Here is an 18,705-nt window from a genome sequence, read left to right on the forward strand (position 1 = left end):
TCTTTCTAAGGTCTATGAGGGGAATTACTATTTGAAAATTAGTGCTTTATGTTTATCCATTTGGGATAGGACTATTTCCATTCCTTTAGAAACTGATAATAATGATTGATCTGATAGATGAACCTTTAATTGAATTGAGGATTCCAAACGTTCTTTTAGTCCCTTTAATAAAGCCCCACCGCCTGTAAGATACACGCCATTCGTATAAATATCACCGGCTAACTCTGGAGGACATTGTTCTAAGGTCTTAATAACAGAGTCTTCAATTTTTGTTAAAGTATTGTTTAATATCATTGCGATCTCCTTAAAATTCAAACTAATTTGCTTGGGTATTCCAGTAAGATTATCTTTTCCCACAACAGAACATTCTTCATTTAAAGGGAGACTATTTTCAGTGGCAGCACCAATCTGTAATTTGATTTTTTCCGCTGATTTTTCACTAATTGATATAATATATTTCTTTTCCATATAATTCCTTATGTCAGTATTAAAAGTGTCACCACCTACTTTTAAAGCCATATATGTAACTACACCTGACATTGAAATTAAACTGATTTCCGTTAGTCCTCCGCCAATATCTATTATCATCTTCCCATCAGGCTCCATTATATTCAATCCCATCCCTAAGGCTGCAGCTACTGGCTCAAAAATTAGTTTAGTACTCCTTGAATTGAACTGATCTAAAGCAAGGCGTAAAGCTCTTCTTTCTACTTCCGTAGTACCATAGGGCACACTCGCAATTATATTATGAAACCCTAAAATGGACCTACTAGGATAGAGTGTTTTCACAAAAGCATTCAGCATTTTCGTAGTAGCATTTAAATCAGCAATAACCCCATTTTTTAGAGGTCTTACTACTTTGGTGTCCCCATTAATTTTCCCTTCCATCTCAAGTGCAGCTTTACCTGCAAGTAAATAGCTATTCTTTTTACTATTAAGTGCTACAACTGTTGATTCTGAAAACAAAGTATTGATCATGCCCGTCAGAACTGTATTATTGTTACCAAGATCGATTGTAATATCTCTTTTATTAGCCATTAGGATGAATTTGTAATTAGAAGGGAAGTTGCTGCTTCCCTTCACGGACTTATTAGTTCACGACATTTAAAATTTTAATTGTACTTTTTCCTTTGGGCAAATCCCAATCAACTTCATCTCCTTTAGCATAACCAATCAAAGCCGACCCCATGGGCGATAAAAGAGAAATTTTATTTTCATTTATATTTTTTTCTGTTGGCTTCACCAAAATAATGTTGTTTCTTCTGCCATACGGAGTTTCCACATCCACTTTACTCCCGATTTTTATTACATCAACGGGCATCTCATTTTCTCTTTTTACGATAGCATTAGAGAGCTCATTAGTTAATTTAATTATCCATGCTTCATTTTGTGTTTCATCTGAAGCTAAAAATTTCTTCACTAGATTTTGAATAAATTGAAATTCCTTCTCCTCCAGAATTATTTGATTGTATTTCATAATGGTATAATTGTTTGATTTAGACTTTTTATTTATTTGAACAAATGAAGCACTAGCTTCCATTTGCTACAGAAGAATAATGCTTAAGATATTGCTACTCGATAAGCTAGAATTAAACTTTTTACTTATATTTTTTGATAAGAATTAAAAGTACTGCTGAGTTATTGACTTTTAGGCATATGCAGGAAGACTCTATTGTTCATTTTATTTATCATAAGGCTAAGATTTTACTGATAATGTTCACAATGAAAAATCACTGCATCTTTTCGATACCAAGTGCAATTATCAATTAACTCACAGTTTTGGCAAAGCCCGCTGACTTTATCGGCATCTCTATCTGTATGTGTATCATTTTCAATCAATGTAGAAGATAAGGCTGTAGATTTGCTGCTTGTTGAAAACTCCGAACAATCCCATATTAAGCCACTATTTTCCTTTCTTAGGCTACAATTAGTTCGATTAACACAATTAAAACAAATATTCATCAGCTACGGCTTTTCGACTTAATACCAATTTGTATGCCATTAAAGTGACACTATGCTTAACCCCTTTATAATGAAGGAACTACACATTTTTATCGCATCTATAAAAGAAAATGGGGTGGGTCAAAATTACCCGCTGGGGTATAATTACTCAATTTTAATCAGAACAAAATAGGGTTTAGGGGCAATCTTATATCACAAAAAGTCAACACAAACAATGGTGTCTTTGATCTCACATACCTGACCTTGAATTGCACAAGTAGTATTCAATAATTATCGTCTTTAATAACAACAAAAATTACAGCTGATTTACTTTTAAGACTAGATATACAGCTGGAATTTATGATTTAAGGAGTTCTGAATTTAAAGCAAGAATCGAACTCAGGTTCTTAGTTAAAAGGTCTTAGCTTATTTTCATTCGTAAAGTTTTTCTGTCGATACCTAAAATTTCCGCTGCTTTTGACTTATTATTATCAACTGATTGCAAAACCTTTAGAATATAATTTTTTTCCATCTCTTTCAGGGTCTTGTATTCTTCTTCCTTTACATTAGGGACAGGAATTTTAATATACTCAGGTAGCTGGGCAACATCTATAATTTCATCAGCCATTATTAAAGAGCGTTGTATAATATTTTCCAATTCTCTTATATTGCCGGGCCAACTGTGTCGTATTAATAATTCAATGGCTTTAGGAGTAATGTTAATATTATCTTTTTGGTATTCCTTCGAATATTTTTCGATAAAGTGATGAGTTAGTTGAGGAATATCTTCCTTTCTTTCTCTAAGAGATGGTGTGTGGACAGATATTACATTTAATCGGTAGTATAAGTCTTCACGAAATGTATTCGTTTTAGTCATAGCATGAAGATCACTGTTAGTGGCAGCAATTATTCTCACATCGATTTTTTGGGTTCTAGTGGCTCCAATCATCGTAATTTCTTTCTCTTGAATTACACGAAGTAACAAGGCTTGTACTGCATAGGAAGCATTCCCTATTTCATCAAGAAATATAGTTCCTCCGTCTGCAGCCTGAAAAAATCCAGCTCTGGTTTCATTCGCTCCAGTAAACGATCCTTTTACAAATCCAAAAAGCTCACTTTCCAAAAGGTTTTCAGGTATTGCCCCGCAATTAACTGTTACAAAAGGGGATTGCGAATATTTACTATTATAATGTATAGCTCTAGCCACTAATTCTTTTCCTGTGCCGCTTTCTCCTGTTATTAGTACGGTGGCTCTATTATTTTTAATTCTGTGTACCAGAGAAAGAACTTTTTCTAGAGCTGGAGAATTACCAATAAGCCCTGATTTCTCGATGTTTTTCAATGGGCTAACTGCAGATTGCGAAATACAAGCCTCTTCTTTTTCATTAAATGCTTTTTCTACTGCTGATTTTAATTCTTCAATAGTAAATGGTTTAATGAGATATTCCATAGCGCCTGATTTCACCGCTTCCACAGCACCTGAAACAGAGGGAAATCCAGTAATAACCAATACAGGTATATCAGGAAAGTGTTCAGAAGTGTATTTTATCAGCTCCATGCCATCTATTCCAGGCATCCTTAAATCGGTCAATAATAAATCTATTTCAGAATTTTTCAGAATTTCTATTGCATCAGTTACATCAACAGCCTTAAATGTCTGATAGCCTAGTTTGGAAAGTTGTCTGTAAAGCACTTCCAAGACTTCGTAAGAATCGTCAACAATTAGTACGGTTTTATTTCTCATTGCTTTTGTTGTAATGGGAGTGAAACAATAAAAGTTGTACCGCCCTCTTCCTCAGAAGAAAAATTGATAGTGCCATTATGTTTTTTAATAATACCATGGACTACACTCAATCCCAAGCCAGAACCTTCACCTTCTGGCTTGGTAGTAAAAAACGGTTCAAAAATTCTGTCTTTTATTTGTGAAGACATTCCTTTTCCATTGTCAATAAAGTACATTTTTAATTGATTATCTTCTTTTCTCAATTTAACGATAATATAACCACCTGGTGGCGTTGCTTGAATAGCGTTGATAACCAAATTAAATATTACTTGTGTGATTTGAATAGGGTCAAGTTTCACAACAATATCTTCGGAACTAAGCTGTAGGTTTAGCGATACTTCAGCATTTTGAAAACTTGGTTTAAGCAATTTTAAGGAATCCTCCATTAATGAATTGATAGAGATTGCTCTAATCTGTTGTGGCATTTCACATGCAAAAAACATCAGATTTTTAACTATCTCTCTGGCATGAAGTGTTGAATTGATGATTTTTTCAATATCATCTTGTATGTTCTTATCACTTTTTTGAATTAGTTGGGCAAATCCCAAAATGCTCGTTAATGGCGTATTTAACTCATGTGCAATTCCAGCAGAAATCTGTCCCAATATTGCCAAACGATCATTATGCCTAAATTTTCGTTCCATCAACTCCTCATTTTGTCTATGTTCAAAGTTTTCAATAAAAGTCCCTATTTCTTTTGCAAGCTTGACCAGAAGCTGATGTTCTTCTTGAAGAAAATCTGTCTTACTAAATTTTTGATCGGGGTAATGAATAATTAAATTTCCTTTTTCTTCTCCATTAACTTCGATGTTTACACACTGAAATATTGTACTTCCTTGAAGAGTTCCAGAAATAAAGTGACCCTTGCGCAATGAAATCTCTGCAATCGCACTTTCAGAATGCCTCCAGGCTTTGGGAATCGCCTGAACAATTGCATTCATGGTTTTATCAAAAGAATTATGATGAAGAGTAATTATATTGGATATTTCATACAAGCAGGTTAATTCCTTTATCCGTTCGTTTAAGGTTTCTATTACGTTTTCAGCTTCCATTAGTAGTAGTTTCTTCAAACTTACTAATTTTCGGTTTCACTAACTCATTTTAATAGAATTGGTATTGAACAGAGAAATTAGTTAAAAGCTTTAAAATCCCGACTCTTATTCCAAAAATAACTTAAAGCCATACTCAAAAACATTAATAGGATTATCCAGCCGTTGGCTACTCCAAAGAATTGGCGGAGTTCTATATTTCCAGCAAATGAAGTCCAAACTCTTCCAATTAAAGATAATTGGAATAATAGCCAGGGGACATACAACATAGGATGATAAATTAATCTCTTAACTTTCACTACTGCTGGAAAAATGATAGGAGCATGCGCCCAGATCATCGAAAAGGCAAAGCCCAAAAAGAAACTGTGCACCCATAAATCATAATAGAGTGCATGGTTTTCCATGAAAATCATAATAAGCGCATGGAATAATAACCAAACAAATCCTACTATTAAGCCTAATCCAATGTATCGATATTCTCCTTTTTTCTTAACGGATTTTCTTGCCATATCAAATCTTAAAAGCCAAAGTGCAATTAAGGCAATCAAAATTCCGGTTATTCGACTTCCACCGAAATGAAAAGGGATGAAAAAACTTGTGAACACACCTGCAATCAGGACATATAAAAGAATAATAAAGATCTTTTTGACAGGCAGAAACCTGCTCAACTCCAATCTTTCGCCCACTATGGTAAAAAGCAAAAATGCAATCCACCAAGGCACCACCATAGGAATAAAATCTGATTTTAGTAATAATGCATTCCCCACAGCCCAGCAAAAAGCTCCTAATGCGATCACATAATGCGAGGCTTCTTTCACCCTCATACTTTGGATGTACATCAGAAAAGTCAAGCCTGCAGATGATAACACCAAACTGATAATTGCTATGTGTGTGAAGCCAAACAAGTTTAAAGGCAAAGCCAAAATTGCCAGAATGGGGACGAAAAACCAGCCTTTGTTTTTCATCACAACAGCTCTTTCGATGCTAATTAAAGCACCCAAGAAACTTCCTGTCATAATGATTCCATGATGAAAAGCAGCTTCTGTAATGTTAAATTGTGCCCAACCCAAGCGCAACCAACCGCCAATGATGCCCATTATCAATGAAAGCATCACAAAGGGCAATATCCAGATGTGCTTTGGCATTTATAAATCCTTTTTGTTGTAGGCTTTTAGTGATAATCCAAGTGGAAGAACAGTCCATACCAGCATGACTAGCAAAATAATGCTGATGCCCCAATTCTCGGTAAATACTTTTTGAAAAATAGCACCACTATAGCCCATTAAAGCCGCTGCCTCTGTTTGCATCAGAACCAGGATTCGCATCAAATCAACAGGGTTTAAAAAGCTGATATATAAGACTAACTTTTCAATTGGGTAGTCGCTGAAATTATACATTAAAAGCAGAATAATTCCATCAAAAAGGAGTACAAAATATACCCAGATCAGAAGTGAGAATCCCATTCCTTTTGATTTGTCTTTGGTCCAAACAGCTACTCCTAAAGCAAGCGCAACAAATATGAAATTAAGAAATGCAGTCCCTATGATCATAAATATGGAAGCGGCCCCAGCATTCATAATGAGTAGAGGAATACCTGCCCCGAGTAGGTAAACGCAAGTAAAAACTACAGCAAGACTTAAATACAATGCCATAAACAGCGTTTTTCTCTTGATTGGCTGTGCATGCATCAGCATCATAAACTCATACATATTGTAAAAATATATGGTAGCGAAAATCAGGCATATCATGGGCGTCACTAATAGGCTAACATTCAGTATGCCAGTTAAAGCTTTATCTCCCTGCCCTTGCAAACTAAAAAGACCAAAACACACTGTCCACAAAAATATTAAGTAGAGCAACATGACTTTATTTTTCAGTAAGTCAGCTGTTATAAATTTGGCTATTTTAAACATAGTGATTTTCGGTATTTAAAATGCTGGCAATAATTTTATTTAATCGGCTTTCAGATGTTTCTTCTTTTAGATCAGTCATTTGCTTATCAAAATATAAACTTCCATCCATCAGGTAGACCACCCGGTCTGCTATATCATCCAGATCATTCAAAATATGAGAGGTTATCAATACCAATTTATTTTCCTTTTCAATAGCCTCTTTCAACTTTTTCTTTAATATTTCATTTGATACAGGATCTAAACCGGCAGTAGGCTCATCCAAAATTAAAATCTCGGGTTTGAAAAGAAACGCCAAGGCAGCACTTACCTTTTGTCTCATTCCGCCAGATAATATCCCCAGTTTCTTTTTGCGCATATTATCGATATTGAATGCTTCATATAAAGAAAGATCATAATCTGTCACATCTTGTCGAATGCTTTTCATCATTTTGAAAAGCTGCTGCACTGACATATGCTCAGGGAATCTATTGATTTGGGGCATGTATCCGATTTTTGATCGATAATCACTTTGATTTCGGATATTTTCATTTTGCACATGAATCTCTCCTTTTTCAATCGTGACCAATGCTAAAATGCTTTTTATCAGCGTGGTCTTGCCTGACCCATTTGGCCCAATTAAAGCCACACACTCTCCAGCATTAAATTGGAGATTAATCTCATTTAATACCTTATGTTTTGCAAAATGCTTATTTAAATCTTTAATCTTGATCATAGTGATTGGGTTTAATCTTCGGTTTTTGATCAATAAGTTGTTCGGGAATAAATTGAGGAAAAAGGCGTTCTGCTGCATCCAAACTATTCACCAAAAAACTGTGTAATAACATACTGGCCGCTGGAATTTTGTCCGTGACTATTGCAAAAAGATTTACTGGACGATGCGGTACATCCCCAATCCCGTCCTTATTTAAATCATAGCCGGAATATTGGCTCCAGTAATTTCCTTCAAAGTGATTGAGATTTGATTTAGAGTTGGTCAGCACTTCAAAAGTATTGCCCACAAAATCGTTTTTTATAATCTGATTATCCAGACTATTACCTTTAATGTCCATGGCTTTACCATTATTATGAAAGAGGTTATTTTTAATAGAAAGTCTGTTGGCTCCTTCTGCATAAATTCCCACTGTATTACGAGAGAAGTTATTACTCTCTATGCTTCCATCTGAAATTTCCTTGAGCAATAATCCGTAGCTAGCTCCTCCCCAATTATCCAAAAATTCATTTTCGATCATTTCGATATTTTTGCTGAACATTACCGCCACGCCAGATCCGTTATTCTGGAATCGGTTATTTTCATAAAGGTCATTATTGGAAAACATAAAATGCAGTCCATAGCGCATATTATTTCTGCTGATATTATTAGCGATGTAGCTCTCATCCACAAATTCAAAATAGATCCCATCTCTATGAAAGGATACTTCATTATTAGTCACTTGAATGCGCTTTCCTTGCCAAATATGGATCGCGTTTCCCGCAGTGGATTCGTCTCTGGCACCTCCGATTACTTTATTTCCATCAACAATGCAATTGTTCGATTTTTGCAGATAAATCCCAAAAAAGGTATTGATGAGTGTGTTATTTAAAATTTTAACATCCCGAACTCTATTCAACCTTATAGCAGCTCGGTCTTTAATATAACTTACTCCAATGTTCTTCAATATTAGATTTTGAATGACCACACCATCACTTTGAACAATGAATATTTCATCTCCTTCTTGACTATCCACTATGGCTCCCTTATCGCCAATGATGGTTAGTGGTTTTTCGATAGAGATTAGATTTTCATAATAAACCCCTGATTTTATGATTATGGTATCATTTTCAGACGCCTTAAGTATTGCATTTTTAATCGAATTATCGGATTTTCCTGAGGTAACTAAAATAGTTTTAGCAGATACGCTGACTGATATCAGGAAAAAGTAGGAGAGGAGGAAGTAGCGAATCATTAAATGCTAATATTTAAATGGTTTCAGTAGAAATTATCTTTTAATTGAGTCCATTTCAAACTTTCAAATTCTTTGGGTTGATTAGCAAATGACGCTAAATTTTTACCCATTGGACTTTTAAAGTTTTCATTTTGCACGAAATGAAGTTCCTCCACATTTTTAAGTTTTTTCGGTTCATCATAAGCTACTGCCATGATATAACTAAACTGTGTTTCAGGATTTTCTTTCAGGTAAGGAAGCATACATTCAACAGCATCGAATTTATACACTCTACCTTTTTCGGTTACCAATTCAGCTCCGTACTTAGGGTCAGAAATTGTCATCTTGCAATAAACGCAATGATCATTTCCAAAATTTATAGGTTCAGGTTCAACAGAGCATGCTAAAAAAACTGAAATAAAACAGATCGAAAATAAGAGCCTCGGAAATCTCATTTACTTTTTCTTTTGATCCAAAATGCAGCAAAGGCAAATAAAGTAGATAGTCCTAAGAACCCACTTCCCAAATGAGGATAGGAGGTCACATAAAAATTCAGCAGATCCTTTTCACCTAAAAGTGGCGGCATATAAGTCATACCTGGAACTTTAATAGGAGCTTTGGGATCAAGATTGTGCCCATAATCGTATAACCATAAATAAAAATCATAGATCCCAAGCGCTCCTAAAATTGCTATAATAATAAACCAAGATAAGTAAGCCCAAGCTTTATTGATCGCTAATGATATCAGTCCCAGTGCCATCATCGCATAAGCCACCATTGGAAAATACTTTAATTCAGCTATGGAATCAGGCTCAATGTACTGCATTCCTATGTAGTGATTCAGAATATTGATATTTTGAATGATATTCTTCTCACTGCCTGAAATTTTATTTATCCAGATATGCATTTTAAGTCCACCGGGAAATTGTGCGGCATCTAAGGTTATTTGCCATAAAGGAAATAGAAACACCCCCCCTAGTGACAGGACAGCTAATAGCATCAGCAATTGCGGAAATCTGCTTTTTTGCTTGAGTGACATCTTAATTTATTTAAATAGGTGAAGAAAACTGCTGACTAGTTGCCAGCAGTTTTATCAAAATTATTTACCAATATTGGCATTTTGTTTAGCTTTCTCATAGAAATCATGAGCAGCCTGTTCATTCTCTCTCAATTTCTCATTTAATCCCCATTTTAAAGGAACATTTGAGCCTTTAGGAGAAACTCTAGCATAACCAGACATTTCTTGGTGAAGCGCGGAACAGAAATCAGTACAGTAGAATGCAAATACTCCTGGCTTTTTAGGTTCCCAAAGTAAAGTTCTGGTTTGCCCAGGCATCACTAACAATTCAGCATTAGTAGCCCCTTGAATTGCAAATCCGTGTGGCACATCCCAATCCTGTTCTAAATTAGTAAGGTGGAAATATACTTTATCTCCTACTTTAAATCCTTCAATATTATCAGGAGCCAAGTGGCTTCTAATTGCAGTCATATAAACATGCACTTCATCGCCATCACGCTCTACTCTAGTTTTACTTTCACCTAAGGTAGCATAAGGGTGCTTATTTTTCTCAATATCATAGAATTTGACAGAATTAGGCTGAATTTTATCTGCAGCAATAGCTTGCGCATAATGCGGTTCTCCTTTGGTTGGGAAATCTAAAATCAATTTCATTTTATCACCGCTGATGTCAAATAATTGAGCAGAGTGTGCCAATTCAGGACCTGTTGGTAAATAACGATCTTTAGTGATTTTATTCATTGCCACTAAATACTTGCCATCTGGTTTTTTAGTTTCTCCACCAGGAATTACTAAGTGACCAGGAGAATAGAAGGTTGATTGACGATCTAAAATTTCTTTAGATGCTACATCCCATTTCACTACTTCAGATGATATAAAGAAAGTAGTATAAGCATTTCCTCTTCCATCAAATTCTGTGTGCAATGGTCCTAAGCCCGGTTTTTTAACAATGCCATCTAGAGCAGCTTCATAGCTAATAATTGGAATTCCATCAAATTCACCATCAAAGTTTTTCTCTTCAATTGCTTTCATGATTTTGTCAAATGAGTAAACAGACATATCAGCAGAAAGCTTTCCGTTCCCTACAATGTATTCACCAGTTGGATCAACATCGCAACCATGAGGTGATTTTGGAACCGGAATGAAATAAACCATATCTGGACATTCTTTAGGATCCAATATTTTAGTTAAGGTTTTTTCTTCTGATTCCGCAATGCTAGTTTCTTCATTCATTAAATTATGGAAATAGGAAGTTTCTCTTTCTGTAAATTTCCCTTCTTTCATGTATTGCTCAGCTTTTTTCCAGTTGATCACCGCCATCAAATCTTTATCTTTTTGGGATGCGTTTACCTCCAAAAGACTGTGCTCTTGCTCAGAATTGTAGGTAGTTAAAAAGCTCCATCCGTGAGATTTTCCTTTCCCATTTCTAGCTAAATCATAATTAAAGCCTGGCATTTCAATTTGGAAGGCTAATTCCATGTGACCATGTTCAGGATCAACCGAAACATAATTGATTAAGCCTTTGAAATTCTTTTTGTAAGTATCGATAGGCACATCTTTTTGAGGGATAGGGACAGAAAAACGAGTACCTGAAACTAGGTATTCAGAATTTTCGGTTATAAAAGGCGCACAGTGCAAACCCGCCACATCAGGAATTTCCAAGATTTCAACTGTTTCGAATGTTTTTAAATCCACTCTGGCAATTCTAGGAGTGTTGTTACCATTTACGAATAACCATCGGCCATCAAACTCGCCATCTGTTTGGGAAAGTTCAATATGGTGAGAATCATCCCAAGGCACTTCTCCATAAGAAGTATTGAACATGGCCTTGGTTTCTTCACTGTAGCCATATCCATTTTCAGGATATTTTGAAAAAACAGGAATTTCCTTTAATAATCTTCCTGAAGGTAATCCGTAGGCAGTGATTTGTCCACTATAACCACCAGACATAAAAGCATAAAACTCATCATACTCACCGGGAGCAACATAAGCCTGCTCCGCTGCGCTACCTCCCAAAACTTGGGAGGTTTCTGAACCTTGATTGCCACAGGAAGCCATTAAAAAAATCAGACTTAATCCTGCAACATAATTTAAATAATGTGTTTTCATGTTACGTTTTAGTTTAGTTAAAAAATTAATTGAGTAGTTTAAGATTTAATTGCACCGTCTTTTTTACCGGCTTTTTCCATATCATTCTTTCTAAAGAATTCTAATATTTTGCGAGCATCATCCGGCTTGATATTTTGATTTGGCATTCTAGTCATACATTCTTCCAAAAGCTTTTGAGCTGTTGGGTCTTCCTCTAGCATCACATCCACATTAGTAATCATGTTCATGATCCATTCTGGCTTTCTACGATTAGTTACACCCTGAAAACCAGGGCCTACCACACGCTGATCAGTTAATTTGTGGCAAGCAGAACATTTCATATCATAGATGGCTTGTCCTCTTTCCACCCATTCTTCATTTAATGGATCAGAAACTTCAACTTCTGTGAATTCTCCTACCCCTTTACCCATTTTTATGGTTTCAGGAACTTTCTTTTCTTCTACTTTTTCAGCTTTGTTTTGAGCAGTGTCTTTACTTTTTTGTTCGTTTCCACCGCAAGAATAAATAAAAAGCATTCCTACTAGTGCTGTCGTTAAAATTTTTATTTTTTTCATAGCATTTTTGTTTTCTTTAATATAGTTACTATTGTTTTTAATGCAAAATATTCAAATTAAGTTTTGATTTTATTCATATATCTAAAGGGTAATAAAAACAGAAGGATTGCAATGGGGAGTAAAATGCTTGCATAAAATAAGCCTTCATGAAAAAAAGGTAGCTTTCCTAATTCTTGCCAATAGTAAAACCCTTGCAAAAACATGATGAACTCCGTTGAAAGGAAGCCAATCAAAAGAAGGTTTACTGCTGGTTTATGTAAAGTATATGTTTTATTATTTTCATTTGAAAGATACTCTAACCATAAATAGGCAGTAAAAAAGCCCAACATATTCAAATGGATAAATCCAATAATGAAAAGCCTGAGTAAAACAGCCATTTCTGCCATTTCAGGAACCACTAAGGTAAACTGAAAAAGTGTGCGCGTTAAAAAAACTGCAATTAATAGCTTCAATAAGAGTTTTTGCACTGCGCTCAATGAATTCTTGAGTTTTATCCAACTGCCACCAAATGATTTTAGTAAGGCAAGGACAGCTAATAATTGTAACACCACCGCAATAGCATTAACATAATAACTGAATTCCCATCGATATCCCCAATAAAGGACTAATGCATAGCTCAGAATATTTCCCAGCAAGAAAAGCCAGTAAAACTGATTGAAAGCTTTATTGCTAATTTTAAGGATAGTCCCAAAACGGTTGAATAATAGAGCCAACAAAGCAAAGAGCAACCAACCATTAAACTGAAAGTGTAAATAAAACTGAATAGCGATTTGATAAATGACATTAGCGCCATTTTTAGATGCCATAATGTAGGCTACCACAAAAACGCCTACAGTAGAAATAAATAGAAATAAGATGGCGGTTTTTAATAAAAGAGAGCTTCTATAATCTTTTCTACTGTGATCTTTCCAAACTCGTACAGCAAAAACATAGCTTAAAACTATATGCAAAGTGGAAAAGAAAATAGAAAAGGCTGCATAACCCTGAATTGGAAATGCTATTGCCATTCCTATGACTGTTAGCTGAGTTAACCAAAACAGCCAAGTATAAATTGGCTTAGCGGCTTTTTCTTTAGGTAGCAACTTAGCATGAAGCATAATAAAAATCCCTAGGTAAAGCCAGCCGAGTAGTGCTACATGTGAATGTCCGTGCAACATGTTTCTATAGTCTAACCACTCAATTTCCCAAACAAAAGCTCCTCTGAGGAGCAAGCCCATCAGAGAAGCTATAAGAAAATTAACCAAACTAACTATTAACCAAGTTTTCTTCATGAATTTAGCCAAAGGCTATTTTATCAGTTCAAAGAGTTAAAACTTTCCTCTACCCTTACAGCTTTAGGAAAAAGTATATTATTTTCTAAATGAATATGTCTATGTAAATCGTTTTGAAATTCCTCCAACAATGCAAATGTTACTCTATAAGTATTGCAAGCATGTGCTGGTGGAGTATAGTTATTTGTTAATCTTGCAATTTCTTCAAAGCGATCTCCTTCCGCTTCATGTTCATCCATCATCATTTTAATTGGATTTTTGACCGTTCCAAAATGAGGCGCTTCTACAGAACTACCATCATTTAAATGCTTTTCTAATTTCCTCACATGAGGGAAAAGAATAAATTCTTCTTTTTTCATATGGGCAGTCAATTCCCCGGCTGACTCAAAAAATAGTTGTTTAACCTCATGCAATTCTGGATTTGAATCTCCATGCACTTTGCAAATTTTCGTAAGATATGGTTTAAGTTCTTCAATCGCTCTTTCAACATATCTGTGATGTGTTTTTTCTATATAATCAGCCAAAAGATCCATAGGCCATGATTTAAAATCAATATCTCCCTGCTCAGGTTTATCCATTACGGCTTCAGCTAAAGCAATCTCTACTTCTCTTTCAGGTATGTTTTTAGCTTCGCAAGCTTCCTGTATTGACCTTCCACCTTTACAGCAAAAATCAATGCCAAATGATTTAAAAACTGAGGCTGATCGGTAATCTTCTGCCACCCATTCTCCTATGGTTTTTTCTTTGTAAACGTTCATAACAATTGTATTTAAATATAGAATTTTGTTTTACTTATTCCCAATTCTGAGTACTTATTTATTGATACAAATATAAAAGGATATTTTGGTCTTTTTATCTTTTATTACGAAATAATTTTAAAAAAGATGATGTTTGTTAGCTTATTTTATTCAAAAAAAAATTGATAGGCGCGATTCAAACAAAATGAATCACATCTATCAATTTTAAATTAGAAATGAGCTTATAAGGTTTAGAACCTATAAATTAGCATTGTGTAAAAATTTCTTCCTGGAGCGTAAATTTTTTCTCCTGTCGCTAAAATTGGGCGATTTAGATGTTCATAATAGGCCTGATTCAATAAATTGCTAGCACCAAGCTTTAACTGCCAATCAGTAGTAAACTTAAAAGAAGATTCAAATCCAAGCAGATAAAATGAAGGAGAGTCCATTTCGCCAAACTCAGTGGAAACTCTATTTTGTTGATCTACATAGCGGAAATTCAAACTAATCAATCCTCTATTGTCTAGAAAATTAGCAGAAATAGAATATCGTAAATCAAGCGGTGCAATCTCGGCTAGTGGTTCTTCCCAGCTGAGGTTCTCCGCATAAGTGTATGCCAATTGTGCCGACTGACTGAAATTTTCTGAAATCAAATGATTGAAATTGAATTCAAAACCAGTCTTAAATACTTCTCCAATATTTACAAATTGTCTTACTCCTGGGCTGTTCATTAATTTTGGCTGTAGGTTAGTTTTTTCACCTCCTATATAATCAGTTAAGTAGGATGCAAATAAGTTGACTTCTGCTTGCCAATTAATTTCATCATAACTGATAATCCAATCCATTTGATTGTTTTTTTCAGCTTTCAGTCCCGGATTTCCTAATAATTCATAAGGATCCATTCCAACGGCAAAATAATTGATATAGCGCTCTGTCAAGCCCGCACTTCTCTGTGCCCTTGCTAACCAAAAGGCGGTGGATAAATTATCATTTATCTCTGTCTTGAACCCTAAGCTTATGGCTGGGTTAATTTCATTCGCAGTTGTGGATTCATACATATTTTCAAAGGTTTCTTCTGAATCCAAACTTTGTGCTCGGTTATATTCAATTCTTCCAGACGCATGGAAAGAATGATTATCCACTTGCAAGGAGTAAGAAGAAAAAAGAGAAGATTTATCAATTTTCCCTTTTTGCCATGGATTATCATACAGCTTCATTCCAGCATTTGGTCCCATTAAGAGTTCGCGCTCCCTTTCTCCTTCAGCAGATTCAGATTTATAATCTAATCCTAGGAAAAACTGAGCGTTATTACTTAATTTCTGTAGTTCAGATCGGTAACCGTAGTTCTCGGTTTCTGCAGGAGTGGAAGCATTCATCATCCGTGGATCCAAAGGCTTCATAAGGTTATCCATCAAGTGATCTACTTTAGTATAGTAGCCCTTATTGACCCATTTGGTAAAAAATTGTCCTTCCAGTTCGCGTTCATACGCTGCATTTAACATCCAAGTATCGTCTGTTCTCAAATCCATTCCGAGTGTTGGGAAATCTACATCGCGAGCAAAATTTCTATTCACTGTTAATGAAAAAAGATCTGACCCTGTAGGTTTATAATGGAGATAAGCGCCTAAACTCCCTCTTTGGAAATCACTGGCTACAGAATTACCATTCCCATCTTTATAGTCGTTCCCTGTCGAATAAGAAAAAAGTAAGCCAGTATTTAGCTGAGCAGAAGTTAAACCCACTTTCGCTTCATTTCTGATTACGTTTCCGTTCGTTTCATATAAAGCAGATGCTCTTCCGCTTAAAGCTAATTCAGGTGTAAAGAGTGGTGACTCAGATACAAAATTGATGGTACCGAATGCATTTCCATAACGCAATGCATGCGGGCCTTTCAAGATCTCCACTTTCTTGATTTGATTCAACATAATTTGACTGCTTCCAGGATCCATTCTATTGGGGCAAGCAGCATTTGCTGACTGAAGGCCATCAATCACAACATTGAGCTGATCGTATTTAAACCCTCTCATGACAGGGTCAAAGCCAAACGCAGGGCTTTTACGAATAGCGTTGATCCCAGGATTCAGTGTTAATACTGCCCCAGCATCATGATGGATTTTTTCGGTATCATTCAACCTTAACTGCTGATCTTTTTCAGCCAGATTGGGTCTCAAACTAATAACACTTACGGGTTGAAGGATCTCAATATGCTTGTTTTTCAATAATGGCTCTTCTGAAATTAAAGCTTCTGCTAATTCCTTGGATTTAAGTTGCCACTTACCATAATTGATATGACTCAATATCAATCCTTCCCCTTCAGTAAAATACAGTTCAATTTGTCCATTTTCATTTGAAGCTCCGGATTGCTTAGCATATTGGAAATATAAGCCAACGATAGGTTCTTTGGATTCGGCATCCAAAAACGTCAATTTTTCTTTTTTTTGCGCATAGGCAGACATGCCTATTAACATAGCCAAAAGCAATGTAATTGCCTTTGACATAGAAATAGTAATATTCATAAAATTATAATTTTGAATAGATGAAAATTTGATTAGACAGCAAAAAAGATCGCTGCTTTAGTCTCAATATGGTCTATTCAAAAATGGGAGGGTGAAAGATCTGGCTCTCAAAAATCCTGCTTACAAATAAGTGGTTAACAGGTGTTTTTGAAATATAGCCAACGATATGATTTTCTTTGATGCCAACATATTTGTTTTTTATTAGGTAAAGCTGCTCAATAATTTCAACTAAAAAAGATGCTTGTTCTTTTTCTTTATTTGGAGCCTCATTCAACTTTTGAGATAAAAGACATTGTCCTTGACAGGTATTGATTGTTTTATCTCTTTCTACACACAGATTTTCAATAATATAATCACGATTAAACCCGAATTGAATAAGAATAGCCACCTTTACCAAGGGCAATGATAAAATAAGTATGGTGAATGATATGGCTATTCGTTTTTTCATTTTGATGCAAAAGTAATTAAATCAAAAAGTACATTCTGTGCTATTAGTTACTTAATTCTATTATTTTTTGAATAGTCTCTTTATTGTTTACACCCAAGCCTTCTTGCTGGTGCTGCATAACTCCTTCTGCATCAAAAACAGAAATAATATTAGAGTGCGAAAAATCAATAGGGGATATTTGTTTGTATTTTACGGCCACCACATTGGCAAATTCCCTAACCGTTTCCTCCGTTCCCCTTAGGAATAGCCACTGATCGCCTTCCAACTGATAGTCTTTCCCAAATTGAGTTAATCGTTCGGGAGTATCATTTTCAGGGTCAATACTAACTAAAACATATTTCACATTTTCCTTCCCTTTTTCAGCCACTTGCTCTTCAATATTGCGCATATCAGCCGCTAATCTCGGACATGCTGTTTGGCATGATGTATACACCATAACCACAGCTAAAACGCTGCCTTGCAAATCTTTGAACTCTATTTGTTCATTGTGCTGGGTCGTCCATTCGGAAGTGATATTGAAAATTGATAAATCATTAAATTCTGCTTTGGATGTAATTCCATTGCTTTCTTCCTTGATGCTGGTTTCTTCCGCATTATTACATGCAAATAACAAAGTGGCCGCGAAAATTAGAATTAATGTCTTCATGATTTTTGTTTTTATAAATTGGTATTTTTGGATTCATTCGCATCTTGTACACAGCGAAAGCCCATATTCGTCATTGTATTTCTGGCTTTTAAACTTGACCTGATTGCATAGCGCATAAAAGCGGCATAATTCATTAAATCATTGGCACTTACTGCTCCACCTGCACAAAACAAATTGGTATCTGTATTATTATTGGATCTTGATTCTCCTGTAATGATGATGCTGTTGAAATCATAAACCCATTCCCAAACCAAGCCATGTAAATCATAAACACCATAATAATTCGGACTGCTTTTTCCTACTTCTTTCAAGTAGGTTTTAGGTTTTTCATAACCTGACACTATCTTTTGATTGAATAAACTGTCTTCTCTAGCATCAACTGAATTCTCACTAGCCTTTGCGGCAAATTCCCATTCATCGGTTGTAGGAAGTCGTTTATCCTGACATTCACAATAAGCTTTGGCTGCATACCACGAGACATTGTTGACAGGGCTGTTTTTTAAATGCTCAGGTACTTCACCAGCGGCAGTCCATTTGATCAGATAGCTGGCATCTGCAAATAAGGCTTTCACATTTTCCTTAGACCATTGAGGATATTGCATGATAAATTTAGCAAACTCTTGATGGGTAACAGGTTTAGTATCCATATAGAATGACTCAATTTCAACCTGCACTTCTTCTTGGCTTCCATAAAGGGGGATGTAGACTCCCCCTTCAATTTTGCGCATCTCAAGATCTTGCCCATTTACATTTAAATGGAATAAGAACAAGATTGCTATGGTGAAATATCTAAGCATG

General features: G+C 35.4%; 18 protein-coding genes. All 18 read right to left on the bottom strand.

Translation table 11 applies throughout. The features are described 5' to 3' along the window. Nucleotides 1-27 precede the first annotated feature (27 nt). Complete coding sequence (locus AAC601_RS05530; protein WP_340152709.1) at nt 28-1,038, bottom strand: rod shape-determining protein; 1,011 nt, start codon at nt 1,036-1,038, stop codon at nt 28-30. A 52-nt stretch (nt 1,039-1,090) separates the two neighbouring features. After that, nucleotides 1,091-1,477, bottom strand: coding sequence for a GreA/GreB family elongation factor (locus tag AAC601_RS05535; protein WP_303270934.1), 387 nt, complete (start codon nt 1,475-1,477; stop codon nt 1,091-1,093). A gap of 885 nt (nt 1,478-2,362) precedes the next feature. Beyond that, nucleotides 2,363-3,685: a sigma-54 dependent transcriptional regulator gene (locus AAC601_RS05540; RefSeq protein WP_340152710.1), complete on the bottom strand. Its 1,323-nt coding sequence runs from the start codon at nt 3,683-3,685 to the stop codon at nt 2,363-2,365. Then, the gene (locus tag AAC601_RS05545) at nt 3,682-4,794 is read right to left on the bottom strand and encodes a HAMP domain-containing sensor histidine kinase (protein WP_340152711.1); all 1,113 of its coding nucleotides are present in this window, start codon (nt 4,792-4,794) and stop codon (nt 3,682-3,684) included. The genes AAC601_RS05540 and AAC601_RS05545 overlap by 4 nt, the downstream gene beginning before the upstream one ends. Nucleotides 4,795-4,853: 59 nt before the next feature. Further along, a complete protein-coding gene (locus AAC601_RS05550) occupies nt 4,854-5,918 on the bottom strand; it encodes a hypothetical protein (RefSeq protein WP_013454835.1) in 1,065 nt (354 codons plus the stop codon). Then, nucleotides 5,919-6,686, bottom strand: coding sequence for an ABC transporter permease subunit (locus tag AAC601_RS05555; protein WP_013454834.1), 768 nt, complete (start codon nt 6,684-6,686; stop codon nt 5,919-5,921). After that, on the bottom strand, nt 6,679-7,398 hold the full coding sequence (locus AAC601_RS05560) for an ABC transporter ATP-binding protein (protein ID WP_340152712.1): 720 nt from the start codon (nt 7,396-7,398) through the stop codon (nt 6,679-6,681). The genes AAC601_RS05555 and AAC601_RS05560 overlap by 8 nt, the downstream gene beginning before the upstream one ends. After that, nucleotides 7,385-8,629: a nitrous oxide reductase family maturation protein NosD gene (nosD, locus tag AAC601_RS05565; protein WP_340152713.1), complete on the bottom strand. Its 1,245-nt coding sequence runs from the start codon at nt 8,627-8,629 to the stop codon at nt 7,385-7,387. Before nosD ends, AAC601_RS05560 begins: the two co-directional genes overlap by 14 nt. Before the next feature lie 23 nt (nt 8,630-8,652). Beyond that, nucleotides 8,653-9,063 (bottom strand): nitrous oxide reductase accessory protein NosL, encoded by a 411-nt coding sequence (locus AAC601_RS05570; protein ID WP_340152714.1) that lies wholly within the window; start codon nt 9,061-9,063, stop codon nt 8,653-8,655. Beyond that, nucleotides 9,060-9,647 carry a hypothetical protein gene (locus AAC601_RS05575; RefSeq protein ID WP_303270940.1) on the bottom strand — a complete coding sequence of 196 codons (588 nt, stop codon included), beginning with the start codon at nt 9,645-9,647 and terminating at the stop codon, nt 9,060-9,062. The genes AAC601_RS05570 and AAC601_RS05575 overlap by 4 nt, the downstream gene beginning before the upstream one ends. Before the next feature lie 60 nt (nt 9,648-9,707). Beyond that, a complete protein-coding gene (gene nosZ, locus AAC601_RS05580; protein ID WP_340152715.1) occupies nt 9,708-11,735 on the bottom strand; it encodes a Sec-dependent nitrous-oxide reductase in 2,028 nt (675 codons plus the stop codon). A gap of 38 nt (nt 11,736-11,773) precedes the next feature. Continuing rightward, complete coding sequence (locus AAC601_RS05585; RefSeq protein ID WP_013454828.1) at nt 11,774-12,289, bottom strand: cytochrome c; 516 nt, start codon at nt 12,287-12,289, stop codon at nt 11,774-11,776. Nucleotides 12,290-12,345: 56 nt separating this feature from the next. Beyond that, nucleotides 12,346-13,560 (bottom strand): hypothetical protein, encoded by a 1,215-nt coding sequence (locus tag AAC601_RS05590; protein ID WP_340152716.1) that lies wholly within the window; start codon nt 13,558-13,560, stop codon nt 12,346-12,348. 23 nt (nt 13,561-13,583) lie between these two features. Further along, complete coding sequence (ric, locus tag AAC601_RS05595; RefSeq protein ID WP_013454826.1) at nt 13,584-14,318, bottom strand: iron-sulfur cluster repair di-iron protein; 735 nt, start codon at nt 14,316-14,318, stop codon at nt 13,584-13,586. A gap of 230 nt (nt 14,319-14,548) precedes the next feature. Continuing rightward, a complete protein-coding gene (locus tag AAC601_RS05600; protein ID WP_340152717.1) occupies nt 14,549-16,813 on the bottom strand; it encodes a TonB-dependent receptor in 2,265 nt (754 codons plus the stop codon). Nucleotides 16,814-16,886: 73 nt separating this feature from the next. Continuing rightward, entirely contained in the window at nt 16,887-17,261 is a 375-nt protein-coding gene (locus tag AAC601_RS05605; RefSeq protein ID WP_340152718.1) for a hypothetical protein, read from the bottom strand. A gap of 43 nt (nt 17,262-17,304) precedes the next feature. Continuing rightward, nucleotides 17,305-17,907 carry an SCO family protein gene (locus AAC601_RS05610; protein WP_340152719.1) on the bottom strand — a complete coding sequence of 201 codons (603 nt, stop codon included), beginning with the start codon at nt 17,905-17,907 and terminating at the stop codon, nt 17,305-17,307. A gap of 11 nt (nt 17,908-17,918) precedes the next feature. Further along, nucleotides 17,919-18,704, bottom strand: coding sequence for a formylglycine-generating enzyme family protein (locus AAC601_RS05615; RefSeq protein WP_303270948.1), 786 nt, complete (start codon nt 18,702-18,704; stop codon nt 17,919-17,921). Between the last annotated feature and the right edge of the window lies 1 nt (nt 18,705).

The organism is uncultured Marivirga sp. (assembly GCF_963974845.1).
Taxonomy (GTDB): Bacteria; Bacteroidota; Bacteroidia; order Cytophagales; family Cyclobacteriaceae; genus Marivirga; species Marivirga harenae.